The organism is Paenibacillus sp. FSL L8-0708 (assembly GCF_038009325.1).
Classification (GTDB): domain Bacteria; phylum Bacillota; class Bacilli; order Paenibacillales; family Paenibacillaceae; genus Paenibacillus_AQ; species Paenibacillus_AQ odorifer.
Genome location: NZ_JBBPBC010000001.1, coordinates 3919371 through 3934347, shown reverse-complemented (window position 1 = coordinate 3934347; position 14977 = coordinate 3919371). Strand labels below are relative to the sequence as shown.

Sequence of the window (14977 nt, the reverse complement as noted above, 5' to 3'; positions counted from 1 at the left end):
AATGAGTAGGTCCTTTATTTGCTATGAACACATATCATCTACTGGCAAGGAATTCATCAAGCTGTTTTTGCTTTTCAGCAATGACTTTATCTAGGCCGGCCGATTTTTGGGCGGCGATAAATTTCGGCAATTCTTTGTCCAGATCAACCGAGCCGGTCTCAAGCATCTTTTGATATTCTCTTAGAACGTTTGCTAGTGCTCCGACTTCGGATTTGACTGGCTCGCTGTCAAAGGTGAAGCCCAGTGCCGGCGATGATTTAGCGCCTTCGTTGAACTTTTTGAACTGCTCCCACTTGTCTGGAGCTTCCGAACTCCAGACATAGTTCAGGAATTGATTTCCCAGCTCCCAAGCGACGCCCGGTGCGTACTGTCCTGACTTCTCCGTCTGCGTCATAACATTACCATTAAGTGTAAAGTGTGTACCTTCAATACCGAAGTTAAGCAGATTAATAATCTCTTGATCTGTATGAAGCAGGTTAATCAGCATCATGGCGCGTTCCGGATTCTTAGACGTTGATGAGATGGCTAACATGGCGCCGGTAGTCTCCGATGTGGCGACCGTTTTACCTGTTAAAGTAATTTGTGCAAGCTTGCCATCAAGTCCTGTCGCGGATGCGATTTCTTCTGCTTTGCCTGGCTTAAGAGGCTCTACAGTGGAAAATACATTGCCCGTCTTATAAGCATCAAGGGATGACGTTTGGGAAGTGGCCGCATCTTTGTTAAGATACCCCTTCTGGAAGAAATCACGGGTTACTTTTAATGCATTTAAGTATTGTGGATACTCTTCGGCCGGTTTGACTGTCGCTTCCGTGCCATTCTTATCGATAGCGCCAGGTATCGTCGTATCACCTAAAAAATCCAATTCCACAAAAGAGTGAGAGGCGAATGTGCCACCCGTTGTATACAGCGGATACATGGTTGGCTTCTTCTCTTTAACGATCTTATAAACGGCATCTAAATCTTCGATTTTTTGCACTTTACTCATGTCGATGCCGAGTTCATCGGCAATGTCCTTCCGGTACACAATGCCCCCTGACGATGCCAACTCTTTATTCGTAGGGACTGCATAATTTTTGCCGCCGATTTTGGAGCCATCGAGAAAAGCTGGATCCAAGCTATCCTTAATGCCCTGGCCATACTGATCGAGCAAGGGACCGAGATCTAAGTAAGCACCTTTGGCAACGTTCTTTGCATACCCGTTCCATGAGGCTGTAAATAGAATGTCTACGGGCTCTCGAGAAGCGATGATGAGGTTAGTCTTATCATCCCATGCTCCCCAATCGATTGGTGCGATATCTACCGTCGCGTTGATTTTTTCGGTCAAGATCTTGTTCAGCGCTTCCTCGACGATAGCCTCGTCCGCCTGTGGAGCTCCTTCGTAGACCAGCTTTAGTTTATAAGGCTCCAGCTTCGAGGGCTCATTGGATGTGTTATCGGTGGTTGAGTTCGCTGATGAGCTCGGTGCGGCGCTTTCTTTTCCGGCATTATCTGGTGTAGCGTTGTTCGAGTTGTTTGAATTGCCGCAAGCCGTAGTGGCTAATGCTGAAATAAGCATCAGTGTGAGAAGCAGTGAAGCCTTGCTTTTCGTATCCTTCATTTTCAAGTAATCCCCCCATAAAATAGAATGATATGCTAAACCATATACTGGTTTTAGCCGTTTCCGTGCCCACGTAAGTGATCGGCAATCTTAGCCTTTGACGGAGCCTACTGTCAGGCCTCTGATAAAGTATTTCTGGAAGAACGGGTAAGCAAATACGATAGGTCCAACACCTACAACCACCATCGCCATACGCACGGTTTCACTTGGGAAGTTGATCATTCCGCCAGCTCGGGTAATTTCAGCCATCGCGTTCGGGTTACTGGATAAGTACTGGATGTTGACCATCATCTTGTAAAGAAAGTACTGCACGGATATATTGTGGTTGTCTGTAATAAACATTAGGCTTAGGAACCAGTCGTTCCAGTATGTCAGTGTTTGGAACAGTGCAACGGTTGCTAGAACCGGCAGAGATAATGGCAATACAATTCGGATAAATATCCGTAGCTCCCCTGCCCCATCTATTTTTGCTGACTCCAGCACAGCTTCAGGTACGGTCTCCTTAAAGAAAGTGCGCATGATCAGTACCCAGAATGCGGACATGATCAGCGGCATGATCAGTGCCCAAAGTGTATCTTTTAATTCCAGCATCTGTACGTATACCAAGTACCAAGGGACTAAGCCGCCGGAAATCAGCATCGTTAGAAAAACAAAAAATGTAAAATACTTTGCCTGTGGAAAATTATTCCGTGAAATGGGGTACGCATACAGAGCTATTATGATGACACTTAGTATCGTACCTATCACCGTGACGGTTAGTGAGATTCCATAGGAATGAACGATTTGACTGATATCTTTCATTAGGAATCGATAGGCTGCCAGATTGAAATTTTCGGGCATAAATCGATATCCGTGTGTCATAACGGACTGCTCATCGGAGAACGATACCGAAAGAATCAGCAAAAGCGGTAGGATACAGAGCGCCGAATAGATGACAAAGAAGATGTTGATGAGGGTTGACGCCCATCCCGACAGCTGATTCTTTGGATTGGACCCAGATAAGGATTTACTCATTGTATTGGTCATAAGGGCTCCTCTCTTAGAACAGCGCGTTCTCGCGGTTAAAGCGGCGAACGACCCAATTAGATACAAAAATCAAGATGAAACCAACGACTGATTGGAACAGGCCTGCTGCTGAGGAAAGTCCGATATCCCCAACGGTCAGGAAGGTGCGGTAGACATAGGTATCGATAACGTTTGTCACAGGGAACAATGCCCCCGATTCACGTGGCACTTGGAAGAATAGACCAAAGTCGGCATTGAAGATCCGGCCAACCTGCAGCAAAGTCATAATCGTGAGGACAGGCATGATCAAGGGAATCGTGATTTTCTTGATCTGCTGCCACTTGTTTGCCCCATCAATTGTCGCGGCTTCGTAGTACTCCTCGTCGATACCAATGATTGCTGCCATGTACACAACCGTGTAGTACCCCATGTTTTTCCACGTGTTAATGATCGGCAAAACGATCGGCCACACTTCTTTCGTGAAGTACCAGCGTACGGAATCAAGACCAAGCGCCGGCAGCAACGTGCCGTTGAAGTATCCTCGCTCGTCGCTCATGAACCCATACACTAAGTACGAGATGACGATCATCGACAGGAAGTATGGCAGGAACATGATCGTTTGGTGTAGCTTCGAGAGGAAGCGGTTCTTCATCTCGTTAAGCATCAAGGCGAACCCTAGAGGAAGCGCCATGTTCAATACAATAAACAGCGAATTATAAAGCAATGTGTTGCGAATGATGATGTACGAATCCTTCGAGGCAAACAGATATTCGAAATTCTTCATCCCTGTCCATGGGCTTCCCAGGATTCCGTCCTGGTAATTGATTGTTTTAAAGGCAATAACGATCCCGAACAAAGGGATGTAGTTATTTATTACAAGCAGAACGATTCCCGGCAGCATCATTGCGTAGAACATCCAGTAAGTACGAATATTCTTCACGATGGAAAAATTACGTACAGTACGTATTGGTTTCCTATTTGTAGGAAGCGGCATAGCTTTCAATAGAGTTGTTGCACTCCTTTCACTGTCTTACACACTCCCCACACCGTTGTTTAGGCGGTAATGGGGAGTTCAGGTTTTCACTATTGAGCCGTAACGTCAATTGTGACGTTACTTATTGAGGTTCTGTTCCCCACTGAAGAGCGCCTGCGATATAGCCAGTTGTATGGCTCCAATCGGTGTAAGTCGAATCGGTCGGATCGAAGGAGTAATCTCCCGTCTGCGTGTAGTTCGTCCAATCGGTCTTGTTCACGCGGATCTGAAGCTCAATGCTGGCTCCAGCTGCCAAACTTCCGGCTCCGCTCGTAAAGCCGATTTCCAGATAATGATCAGCTCCTGTCAAAGGAGCCGGCAACTTGACGAAGTCGCCAGTTACGTTGCTACTGCCGACAGTGGACCAATCGCACCAGAAATTCTGGTCCTTCTCCCCATCGATCGTGTAATAATAATGAAGCTTCACGTCGGACAGATTGATGGCAGTGGTACCGGTGTTCTTCAGCTTTATCCGTGGGCTCAACGAATTGCTCGTTGCCGTAACAGGAGAATTGTACTGCTGCACTTTGATAGATCCACTTTCGGCAGTGGGGGTATCGACCACGGAGACCTCAAGATTCGCACTTGCTCCTGCGCTAAAGTTGAACGTCAGCGTCGTTGTTCCCACCGGTTGGGCAGCCAGATATGCCTTCTGAATCGTCACTGTCGTGCCTGATACGGTGTAGTCCGTACCAGCAACTAGGGCAGTCGTGCCATTATTAATGCCGATGAGTGTGTTATCGTTCAGCGTCAAGGTCACCGGAATGTCGGTCTGATTCGCGGTTTGCTTGTCAAAGGCAGCGGTCGTCGGACTGATCGTTGAGTTAATAACCGACGAATCGTTCACAGCAACGGATAGCGTAGCAGATGAACCGGCGTTAAACAGGAAAGTGAGGTTCGCCTTGCCGATTGGCTGCTGCGCGAGATAGCTCTTGTGTAGAGTGACCGTGTTGCCCGAAACGGTATAGTCCGTGTCCACAACAAGAGATGTCGTACCGTTCTTAATGTCGGTGAGCGTGTTGCCGTTCAACGTTAGAGTCACCGGAATATCAGCTTGATTTGCTGTTTTCTTATCAAAGGCAGCAGTCGTTGGACTAATGGTCGAGTTGCTGCTATTTCCGGTTGCGAATGCGGCAATGAATACCAACCCTGAATTCCAATAAACGGTATGTTCATTTGTAGTCCATTCTTGGAAGTTATCGGTATAGTTTTTGGCTGCAAATCTTGATATCTGGTTTCCTACGGTTATGTCGTTGGAGTATTTATTCGGTCCTCCGACAAGATATCCCTTAGGTACACCAGGTAATCCATCTGTTCTATACATGATGCTGAACGGATATTTCACGCTGTTATCGCCGTAACCTGATACAAAAGATACGCCTACCGGGTTCTGGCCAAGAATCCAGTCTAACTGACTATTGTTAATCTCATTAATGATAGCGCGGTTGCTCTCAAAAGTTCCCAGTAACTTCGTACCGATGATCATTTCCATCGGTGTGTCCGCAACCTGCATAGTGATTCCCCAATAGTAGTTACCATCTTTTATGATGCTTTTCCAAGGGCTATCGTTATATCTGCTCACTTTGTCATTGAACCATTGCTGGAATTTATCCGAATACCAGCTTAAGACTCCGGAGTCCGGATTAGCGGCTTTCAGATAACTGAAGAAGCCTGTATTCCAGGTGTTTGCCCAACCACTGGCGAAATCAAGGGTATCCTCAAAAAATATTCCCATATCGGTGTAATTCGCCAGGAAATAATCATTGTATTCGGCATCGCCGGTCGATCGGTACAGGGAGCCTGCAGCCCACAGACGATTCGAAGCGTCATCCGTCACATCGTAAGGCCATCTGCCCGTGTTAGGCGTCCGAATATTTTCCGGATGTGCTTCCAGGTACCCCCATGCGTCTATTGCCGCATCCAAGCAACTTTGGGCAAAAGCCGGATCAATATTCTGATAAATTAAGTAGGCATGTGCCAATACACCGGCTGCGGTAGCTGTATCGGCGGTCGTTTTGATATCAGTCCGCGAGCTTACCGTATCCTTATCGATAATTTCTCTGTCTACCATATTGTCGTCATCCTGAAAGGTCACTCGAGCATAGAAACCGCCAGTTGCAGCATCCTGCATTTTGAGCATCCATTCCAGTTCCCACCTTGCCTCATCCAGGATGTCGGGAATGCCGTTTCCGCTCTCAGGAATATTAAATTGATTGTCTGTAAATTTCTCCGGCATCATTTCATAGGCCCAGAAGAGATCCGACAAGGCTTTGGCTCCTGCGTTAACGTACTTGCCTTTATCACCCGCATCGTACCATCCCTTGGAAACATCTTTTTTGATGGAAGGGTTAGACATTAAAGGCACTGCGGTGTCAGGAGTAAAATCTGTTCTTTGATAATTTTGAGTGTATGGGCTGGTAATATTAATCCCGGTTCTCTGGTAATAGAAGTATCTTGTTACGTCATTTAAAAAGGGTTCATAGATTTCGTTAGCTTCGCCGATAGTGAACTTGGGCGAATTCTGGAGACCCTGCACTGAAACATAATATTTTCCCGGAATCGTTAAATTTGTGAAATCGGCGGTAAAAATACGCTCCCCGCTATCGATAGCATCATAATTTTTGGTGAGTACAAGCGTTCCGGAGTAAGCTGTCGAATTATTTGTGGCGTTAATAATGTTAAACGGAGTACCTGCATCGACCGCGAGCACATCCTCAAAACCGGTTACAAGCGCTTGCTTTACTCCATCTACGGGATATCCTAATTGATTAACCTTGATGGGGGCGTACTCTTTCTCCTTATCGGGAGACGTAACCCTAATGTCATTAAGCCACACTTTTAAAGGTTGAAAACCATTATTCTTGATGGATAATGCATCTATGGAAGATACATCAATTCCTTGGGAGACCTGAATTAGATCCTTTAACGGGATCTTCACATGGGTCCAACTTGTAGAAATGTTGACGTAGTTGTTAATGTTTACAGTAGTGGTAATTTCATTGCCGGCAGCTCTTTCGAATACCCGGTCTTTGAAGCCCAGTAAAAAGGACTCTCCGCCCGCATTTCCTTTGATATTAAACTCAAGGAATCCATTTGGATGATAAGAGGTAAAATCATATGCTTTCCAGCCGGCAACCGTAATTAAAGCGTTGTACCAGGAAGGACTGGTAGGCGTCTTTGCATTCAACAATAATGAAGGCAATCCATTGTACATTGCTGTAGTATCAATGGGCAGCTTGCTGTTCTCCGTCTCCAATCCAAACCCGCTATCTCCTGCCCAGCCGTCGGATATATTACTGAATATTTGGTAATCTAGTAAGTCTCTCCACCCTGCAGGCGCTTCGGGGGTTGCCGCATTAGTCTTGATCGGATTTGAAAAAAAGATAGCCACAAACATAGTTAATGCCAGAAACACGCTTACTTTTTTCCTCATTACCTCTCCTCCTAAAAAGTTTTGTGAGCATAAACTGCTTCGCTCCGCTTCATACAAAAATCAGTTCGAAAGTTTACACTTAGTTAGTGAGAGTTACTCTATGATTAACTTCGTATACCATCACCTCTTTTTTTGAAAACGCTTTCTAATAAAATCATTTTAATTCACGAAGTTAATCCTGTTATATAGAAGAAATAAGGGAACATAGAAGAAAACAAGCCACAATATTATGGCTTGTTTTCCATGTACCAATTATTTACTTCTCTCGTGATTACGTCGCCGCCATTCTTGTAAAATTGGGCTACGAACTCATCAAAGTAGGAGATCGGCTTCTCGCCATAAATGATGCTCAGATAACTCTCCGTTGCGAGTTTCTGCAGGAACACTCCGTGTTTCTCCATCCCGTCCGTTAAAGGTCCGTGGTACCGGTTTGGGATTTCGAGTCCCTGCTCGGCAATCGCCACCCCAGCCGCCGTAAGTTGAGCTGAATTTAAACCTTTAATAGCTTGTTCGATCGGCGTCGTCACTATGGCTTCCGAATTTTCAGATAATTTTCTGATTGCATCCGCATTCATATAAGGCAAGGCTGGAGCGCCACCTGTCAGCGGATAGAGCATCCAGCGCATATCCATTGAAGACCCGTCCGCAAGCGGCCACTTATCATTTGGCACGCCTTCAGTGGCGAAATTGACAGTAATGACCTTGTCGTTCATGATCACATAATCGTAACCTTCGTGAAACCCTTTTGCGAATCGGGGATCGAAGTACGGGTCATCCGGGCCGAAATTTTTGGCAAGCAACTTGTTATAATAAGCGAACCAGGCTTCCATATTCGTGAAATCCTTGCTGAACACCGTGTAGATACCGTACAACGGCTTTTGTGCCTTGCCCTTTAACCCATCTGGTCCGGCAGGAAGGGGGTAAGCCTGCCAAGCCGCTTCGGGATCGACCTTCACTGTATCGCCGAGCGGCCAGGCTCCCATCCAAAACGGGCCGAACATGACACCGGCCATTCCGTTAACCGCCAGTTCGGACGCTTGGCTCGGGTCCTGCATGCCTGCATCCCTGTCCATATAGCCCTTCGCCATCCAGGATGCCATCGTTTCCAGGTATTTCTTAGCATCCGGGTGTACGGCGCCAAAGATCAAGCTGCCCTTCTCGTCTTCATTCCAGAACAGTTTGATGTCAGACGTGCTAATCATCTGCCTTGAAAAAGCTCCGGCAATCGCATCTGTCTGCCCCATCCAGCTCCAGGGACCTTCCTTCAGCGGAACCGCTAGACCAACTTCGTCATCTTCGCCATTCCCATTAGGATCTTGTTCAGAAAATGCCTTCAGCACGTTCTCCAACTCACTTATCGTCGTAGGCGGGTTCAGCGACAGTTTCTCAAGCCAATCCTTACGGATCCACATGACCGTTCCCTCATCTCCTGCACTAAAACGGGGAAGTCCATATATCTTGCCGTCTTTGGTCACTTCTGCCATGGTATAAGCGTACTTCTCCAGCGCCTCTTTAAGTTTGGGATGAGCATACTTCTCGATGGCATCATCCAGCGGAAGCAACTTGTCGGCTTTGAGCAGATACTTCAGGATGTCTCCTTCAGCGCTAAGGGTGTCCGGCAGCTTGCCATTCACAGCCAGCGCGAGCCGAATTTTGGTATCTGCATCTTCGAACTTGCTGACAATCCAATCAAACTTCGTGACGATTCCCAGATTATCTTCCATCCAGCGGGTATGCACGTTGTCAGTAAGGCTCTCATCTGGCTTGAATGCGTTAGGCCGATTCTCGTCTACGATTCCTGTTGTGATCGTTATAGGCGGATCGTATTTAAAGTCCCATACCGGAATCTTTTCCCCATTGGATGTACTGTTTTGTGCCGTTTTCCCTGTGCTACTTAAACAGCCGGAAACTAGCAGCACTCCGCTCAGAACTGCCCATAGAAAGATGGCCTTTCTTTTTTGTTTTTTCACCGGCCCAATCCCTCCATTCCCGATCGGTATCTATCCCTGAATTCCTGCGGCGTCACCTGATAATAGTCACGGAATTTCCGAATAAACCAGTTAGTATTGGGATAGCCAATGCTTTCACCAATATGGTAGATTTTATTATTTGTATGCTTGAGTATCTCGCAGGCTTTGAGCATACGCTGCTCGTAAATATATTGGGATACGGTAGTGCCTGTACACTGCTTAAAGATTTTTGACAGATGGTTAGGATGTACGAAGACGCGTTTGGCCAGCAAAGTAAGTGACAAGTCCTTGTCCAGCTCCTTCTGGATGTAGAGTTGCGTCTTCCGGACGATCACCTGGCTGTGGTCCTCGGTCTCCTCCCCTAGCTTATCGCGAAGTGTGCGTAGTAAGTCGAGCGCCCAGCTTTCCAGCTGCGACGCGTGCAGCATTGCTTTTCCTTTTACGAAAGCCGATTGCTCAGGAGTGAGCATTTGGGCCAGCGTCCTGCCACTGCGATTCGCGATATACTGGAAGGCATTGGAGAGAAAGAAAAAGACGTCGCGCATGAGGTAAGGTGAACCCGTATGCATAAGCGGTGACACGAACGCTCGGATCTTAGCTTCCGCCGCTTCCCATTGCTCCGTTTCCAAAAGATGTGTCAGCAGAGGCGTTTCATAGAGCTTGCGCATAAGACGCGCTTCCTCTTCATTTCGCTCTGGCACCTGCCCATCCGAAAAACTGTCACTATCCAATCGTGATTTAGCTGTCATATAACTAGCTTGCAGTTCTTCCGGGAATAGACAGTCGGTTTTTCCTACAGAAATTTCACCTTTAAGCAAACGCTGTACTTCTTTCTTTAATCGCTCTATCCGCTCAAGCACCCATTCCGGTTCGGGTGGTGCTCCTGATAGGTCGTATACCAGAGCGAGCAGGTTTCCTTCATCATCCGCAGCCGACCAGCAGTCATAGCGGTCCATCAGCAATTCTTCCAGCATGTTTGTTACCGCGAACCGGATCAGTGACTGCGAATAGAGATCTTGTCCGTCGAAAGGGGAACCCAACCGAACAAGGCACATAGAGACATGACCTGGTATTGGAAGAGGGAGGTCAAACAGCTTTAACTTCTCCGCAAGCGCCTTGCCATTCAGATTTCCGCTGAGCACTTTGAGCAACAACCCTGCTTTCAGTTCTGCACTATTGTCTCGGTAGATACGGAAGCCCTGTTCGATTGATCGCTCCTGCTCAAGCTGCTTAATGATCCGGCCCATTGCCGTAAGTAGCTGCTCGTCCTTCGCGGGCTTCATCAGGTAATCGAGCGCTTGCAGCTCAATCGCTTTTCGGGCGTAATCGAAGTCCGCATAACCTGTGAGCAGCAGGCACTTCAGCCCTGGAATACGAAGCCTGGCCTGTTCGATCAGTTCCAGGCCGTTCATGCGTGGCATACGGATATCCGTCATAAGGATGTCAATGGGGAAGGAGTCTATCAGAGCAAGTGCCTCGCTCGCGCTGTAAGCCTTCCAAACGCGGGAGATACCAAGTGTTTCCCATGGAATCGTATCTGCCAGACTGTCCGCATAATGTTTCTCGTCATCAACTACAAGCAGGCTATTCAATGCTCTTCCTCCTTCGTTTCTTCTTTCATCCCCTGTCTCCAAATCAGCCTCACGTTTAGACCACCCAGTCTGGACGGGCAAAACTCAATTTGAGCGTCTGAACCGAAGTTGCCCTGCAGTCTTTGATATACGTTCCAAAGACCGCAGCCTGCATATTCGCTGGCCGGAATATGAAGCTCCATTTGCAGTTGGTCCATCCGTTCTTTATTTAATCCTTTTCCGTTATCCTCCACTTCCAAGTGCAATTGGTCTTCATTGACGTAAACTCTAATTTCAACCCGGCCTGGATATTCGACGTTCTCAAGTCCATGCACGATCGCATTCTCCACGATTGGTTGGATAAGAAGCCGGGGAATTCGCAGCTCCGCCAACTCTTCAGGCAGTTCGATGCTGTAGGACAGTGTCTCATTGCGAAGCCGAAGAATCTCGAGGTGAATGCGCACGAACGCCAGTTCTTCACCCAGGCTGACTCCTTGATTATCCATTCGCGTCGTATACCGGTAATAGTCGGCCAGATGATACGCCATGTCTATAACTGCCCGATTCTTTCCCATTTTGGTCATATTAATGATGAAACCCAAACAATTGTACAGAAAATGAGGATGGATCTGTGCTTGTAGCTGTTTTAGCGTGGCATCGCGCGCAAGGATACGCGATTGTAGGACATTCTCGATGAGATCTTGGATCTGCGTCGCCATCTCGTTAAAGTTCTGCATCAGGAACGTGAATTCATTGTTTGATTTCTTCGGTAGCCGGTACGCGTAATCGCCTTCCTTAATCCGCTGCACCGCACGCACAAGTTGGAAGATAGGTCGATGTACGTTCCAGTACAAAGCAGATGCGGCGGTAATACAGGATAGGAGCAAAATAATCGAAGAAGCTCCAAATAATAACCTCTGTTGCTTGATAGGTCCGATAATCTGGTTAAGTGGAACTGAATCGACGAGATGCCACTCAAGAATATTGGAATAATAATAGGTAATCAGATAAGGCCTGCCGTCGAAGGAATGAATTAAAAAACTTGAATCCCGGCTATTGATCCTGTCGCCTAATTCCGCGATAATTTGGTCCATCTTGGGCCCATCTGCGGATCGGCTGGCGATAATGGCATGTCCTTCTTTGTAAAAAAACGGGTTGTCAGAGTGACCAGATTTGTAGGTATCAAGCAAATTTTCGAAGCTCCACTTGTAGAGGTTAATGCGAACGGCAACATCCAGATCGTCCGGACGGGCTGGTTTGTAACCCGTAGTGACATAAGTTCGAGTAAAACCGGAGCCAATCTCCATATCTTCGCTGTAGCTCCACCCTAGCGAAAATCGGCTTTCAAACTCTTTAAGGTCATATTCATAGGAGGGGGAAGAAGAAATACTATCGTCTCGTTGCGGGAAATAGACGGTCACGTCATTGCGCCAGTTGCCCGATGCGCTGGCCAGCGACAGCTTCTCTTGGATCAGCAGCCTTGTTTTCATTAGGGAATAATCGCTCATGTTGAGGTTGTAAAGGTACTCCAGCACGTTCGTGTCAACGAGCATAGGTGCGGAGACTAAGTCGAACTTCTCAATGCTGGCATCCAGTTGTGCCACGAAAAGCTCCATCCGGTTCAGGCTGGCTTTGATAAGCTCCTCCTGTATGACGTTGATGCTCTTAGAGGTAGAATAATAGTACAGCGCCACGACCGGAGTTAGCAGAATCAGCAACAACACTAACATTTTCTGAAAAATATTAAATTTGATCCGCATGGGATTTCCATCCTTGTTTTGTAATTACACCTCAACCTGTATTTTACAATGGATAGAAAGCGTTTTCTATACAAATTCTTTGCGTTTCAGCAAATTAAAATAACCTCATTCCCAATGAACTCTACTTAGGAATGAGGCTGCGTTAAAATTTAAAGGCATTATCAACCGTTATTTTAGGACTCCCCAAAAAGAATCTCCGCATTAAATATCTTGCGATCCTGCTATTTCCCATCAGTTTCATGCAGGCTAGCGAGAATTTTTTAACCCCTTTAGGGGATTTAACGGCCATGCTGATTATCAACTGTTGAGCAAAATGCACAAAACGAATTTCCCGATTACGAATGGGCTGCAAACGATCTAAACACTTGTATTCATGATTTGGCTCTAATTTTGATGCAACAATAAGTTCAGCAGCGACCAGCGCTGTTTCAAAAGCCAAGGACAATCCGATAGCTCCGAGTGGTGAGGAACAATGTGCAGAATCACCGATTAGAATACAACCCTTATTATGCCAATTGTCCACCATGAAAGTCTCTGATTGGATAGAAACAAACGATTTGAAATCAATGATCTTTTCAATGTCTTCTTTAAGCTCAGGAAAGGCCTTTATGAATTCAAGCTTTAATGGTTCGATGCCTTTGCTTTTTATGGAATTCCATTGGTCTTTCCTCATTGTAAAACCTATCTGCACACAATCAGAGGAATAAGGAAGCCCTATGAAGTTACTAAAATCAGACAATCTGAAAAGGAGTTTTTGATTTAGCTTGAACTCATTAGTCGATATTTTGCACCAGATTAAATCAAAATCTTCTTTTTTATACTTAAAAGAAAAATCGCTTGTCTTCCTAACCGTGGACATTGTCCATCCGCTCCGACTACTAAAGAAGCATGGATCGCAGTCATTTGTCCATCTACTAAGGCGTTTACTCCGACTGTTCGATTTGCACTTTTAATAGTTGAAGTGACCTTTGCGTTAAAAATGAGCTCGAAATTACTATAATCCTTTGCCAGATCATAAAGAAAAGTTAACAGGACGGATTGTTTTATTTTAATTGCGTAAGGTCCCTCCGGCATTTCTTTTTCATAATCAATTTGAGTGATATATTTCTTATTATTCCATATTTCAGCATTAAATAATTTTATATGCTCATACTTTTCAAGACGCTGTTCCAGATTCAACTCTTTCATGAGCCTTACAAATCGAGGCTGAAGAACTTCTCCTCTGAACTTGCGATTAAAGCTTGTTTGACTTTCCAGTACGGTAACTCTAATTCCGTTTTTGGCTAACAGCAGCCCTAGAAAGAGACCAGAAGGTCCACCACCAACTATGCAAATCTCCGTTTCTTTATTCATTCCTATCACTCTGTGGGTAAAGAAGCAGCCCGTTCATTTTTCACTACTGGAACCCTAGCCGATAATCTAAGAAAAAGAGAGATTAAAAAACCTAATAAAAGAATAGAACCTAATATAGTAAAGGATAACGAATAATTTTCTGTTTTTAGTAATTTCAAAGCTAATATCGGGCCTGTGCTAGCGCCTAGGAATAGAATAAATGCATTGAATGAAATCGCAGACCCTCTTGCATTTCCCCCTAATTGACTAACGATTGAGATGATAACTGGAGTTACCAGCGCGATACCAGCCACAAATACAACGCTCATTAGGACAAGAAGTGGCAGGTTCGTGCTAAAACCTAGAGCAAGCAACCCAATTGCAGCTAATGCTAAGCCTCCCCTTAGAACAGCGGCCATTCCAAGTTTTTGAGCAATTCTTCCGGAAAAGGGTGCTAAAAGCATCCCCGCGATTCCAAATGCACGAATATAAAGGATATCCTGTGAGGAAAGTCCAAACTTAGCTGAGCTTAAATAACTTCCCAAAACGGTGTACATGCCAACTAAAGTTAATAGAAGCATAAAGGTTATCGCAAAAGCCAAAAGCAATTGTGATTGTTTTAGCAGAATTGTCATTTGTTTAAACTTCCGCAGAACATTTTCTTTCGGTCTTAGCATTTCATCTTTAGGAAGGAACCTCATTACTATCACTGAAGTAATACCATACACAATCCCCAAAATAAAGAAAATAGCACGCCAGTCAAGAGCTTCGTTAACAATCCCACTAAAAACCTGGCCTACTATACCTGCCATTAACAGTCCTGAGCTTATAAATCCAACGGCTGTTAGTCTTTTATGAGGCGGGAACATCTCCCCTGCATACACTAGCGCAATAGGTGCAAAAGCAGCAGCCACTAGGCCTTGTACTCCTCTGAGCATAATAAGCCCGTAAAAACTATCCACAAATCCTAATGCAAGCGTAACTACGGTTAACCCAATAATGCTGGCTACTAAAAATACTTTACGTCCATATCTGTCTGAAAAAGGTCCATACAAAAGACAGCCCAAAGCATAACAAAGAGAAAATGAACTCCCAATCCAGGCTGCCTCACTCGAGCTAATCTGAAAGGCATGTGAAAATACTTCGGATAATGGAATTGTAATATACATGCTAGTTAAAATAACTAATCCACACCAAAATAAAATAATCGTCATTAATGAATAGTTCTTATTGTAATTCTGAACGTCTATCGTCTGATTCATAAAGTAAATATCCC

General features: G+C 45.6%; 10 protein-coding genes. All 10 read right to left on the bottom strand.

Annotation, left to right across the window (positions count from 1 at the left end; genetic code table 11):
- Nucleotides 1-34 precede the first annotated feature (34 nt).
- The 10 genes from NYE58_RS18650 to NYE58_RS18605 all read right to left on the bottom strand — a co-directional run bounded on the left by NYE58_RS18650 (nucleotide 35) and on the right by NYE58_RS18605 (nucleotide 14963).
- Nucleotides 35-1597, bottom strand: coding sequence for an ABC transporter substrate-binding protein (locus NYE58_RS18650; protein WP_076219240.1), 1563 nt, complete (start codon nucleotides 1595-1597; stop codon nucleotides 35-37).
- 90 nt (nucleotides 1598-1687) lie between these two features.
- Nucleotides 1688-2623, bottom strand: coding sequence for a carbohydrate ABC transporter permease (locus NYE58_RS18645; protein ID WP_081383287.1), 936 nt, complete (start codon nucleotides 2621-2623; stop codon nucleotides 1688-1690).
- Between the two features lie 13 nt (nucleotides 2624-2636).
- Nucleotides 2637-3542 (bottom strand): ABC transporter permease, encoded by a 906-nt coding sequence (locus tag NYE58_RS18640; RefSeq protein ID WP_341002608.1) that lies wholly within the window; start codon nucleotides 3540-3542, stop codon nucleotides 2637-2639.
- A gap of 175 nt (nucleotides 3543-3717) precedes the next feature.
- The gene (locus NYE58_RS18635; RefSeq protein WP_341002607.1) at nucleotides 3718-7068 is read right to left on the bottom strand and encodes a glycoside hydrolase family 9 protein; all 3351 of its coding nucleotides are present in this window, start codon (nucleotides 7066-7068) and stop codon (nucleotides 3718-3720) included.
- Nucleotides 7069-7295: 227 nt separating this feature from the next.
- The gene (locus tag NYE58_RS18630; protein WP_076184975.1) at nucleotides 7296-9038 is read right to left on the bottom strand and encodes an extracellular solute-binding protein; all 1743 of its coding nucleotides are present in this window, start codon (nucleotides 9036-9038) and stop codon (nucleotides 7296-7298) included.
- A complete protein-coding gene (locus tag NYE58_RS18625; RefSeq protein WP_341002606.1) occupies nucleotides 9035-10672 on the bottom strand; it encodes a response regulator in 1638 nt (545 codons plus the stop codon). The genes NYE58_RS18630 and NYE58_RS18625 overlap by 4 nt, the downstream gene beginning before the upstream one ends.
- Nucleotides 10627-12369, bottom strand: a complete 1743-nt coding sequence (locus tag NYE58_RS18620) for a sensor histidine kinase (protein ID WP_341002605.1) — start codon at nucleotides 12367-12369, stop codon at nucleotides 10627-10629. Before NYE58_RS18620 ends, NYE58_RS18625 begins: the two co-directional genes overlap by 46 nt.
- 142 nt (nucleotides 12370-12511) lie before the next feature.
- Nucleotides 12512-13228, bottom strand: a complete 717-nt coding sequence (locus NYE58_RS18615; RefSeq protein ID WP_341002604.1) for an FAD-dependent monooxygenase — start codon at nucleotides 13226-13228, stop codon at nucleotides 12512-12514.
- Nucleotides 13165-13722 (bottom strand): FAD-dependent monooxygenase, encoded by a 558-nt coding sequence (locus NYE58_RS18610; protein WP_341002603.1) that lies wholly within the window; start codon nucleotides 13720-13722, stop codon nucleotides 13165-13167. The genes NYE58_RS18615 and NYE58_RS18610 overlap by 64 nt, the downstream gene beginning before the upstream one ends.
- Before the next feature lie 5 nt (nucleotides 13723-13727).
- Nucleotides 13728-14963, bottom strand: coding sequence for an MFS transporter (locus tag NYE58_RS18605; protein ID WP_341002602.1), 1236 nt, complete (start codon nucleotides 14961-14963; stop codon nucleotides 13728-13730).
- Nucleotides 14964-14977: the final 14 nt, after the last annotated feature.

Bases quoted from the DNA above. Each gene is read 5' to 3' on its own strand.
- NYE58_RS18620 (WP_341002605.1), bottom strand. From the start codon at position 12,369: ATGCGGATCAAATTTAATATTTTTCAGAAAATGTTAGTGTTGTTGCTG.
- NYE58_RS18610 (WP_341002603.1), bottom strand. From the start codon at position 13,722: ATGAATAAAGAAACGGAGATTTGCATAGTTGGTGGTGGACCTTCTGGT.
- NYE58_RS18615 (WP_341002604.1), bottom strand. From the start codon at position 13,228: ATGTCCACGGTTAGGAAGACAAGCGATTTTTCTTTTAAGTATAAAAAA.
- NYE58_RS18605 (WP_341002602.1), bottom strand. From the start codon at position 14,963: ATGAATCAGACGATAGACGTTCAGAATTACAATAAGAACTATTCATTA.
- NYE58_RS18635 (WP_341002607.1), bottom strand. From the start codon at position 7,068: ATGAGGAAAAAAGTAAGCGTGTTTCTGGCATTAACTATGTTTGTGGCT.
- NYE58_RS18650 (WP_076219240.1), bottom strand. From the start codon at position 1,597: ATGAAGGATACGAAAAGCAAGGCTTCACTGCTTCTCACACTGATGCTT.
- NYE58_RS18645 (WP_081383287.1), bottom strand. From the start codon at position 2,623: ATGACCAATACAATGAGTAAATCCTTATCTGGGTCCAATCCAAAGAAT.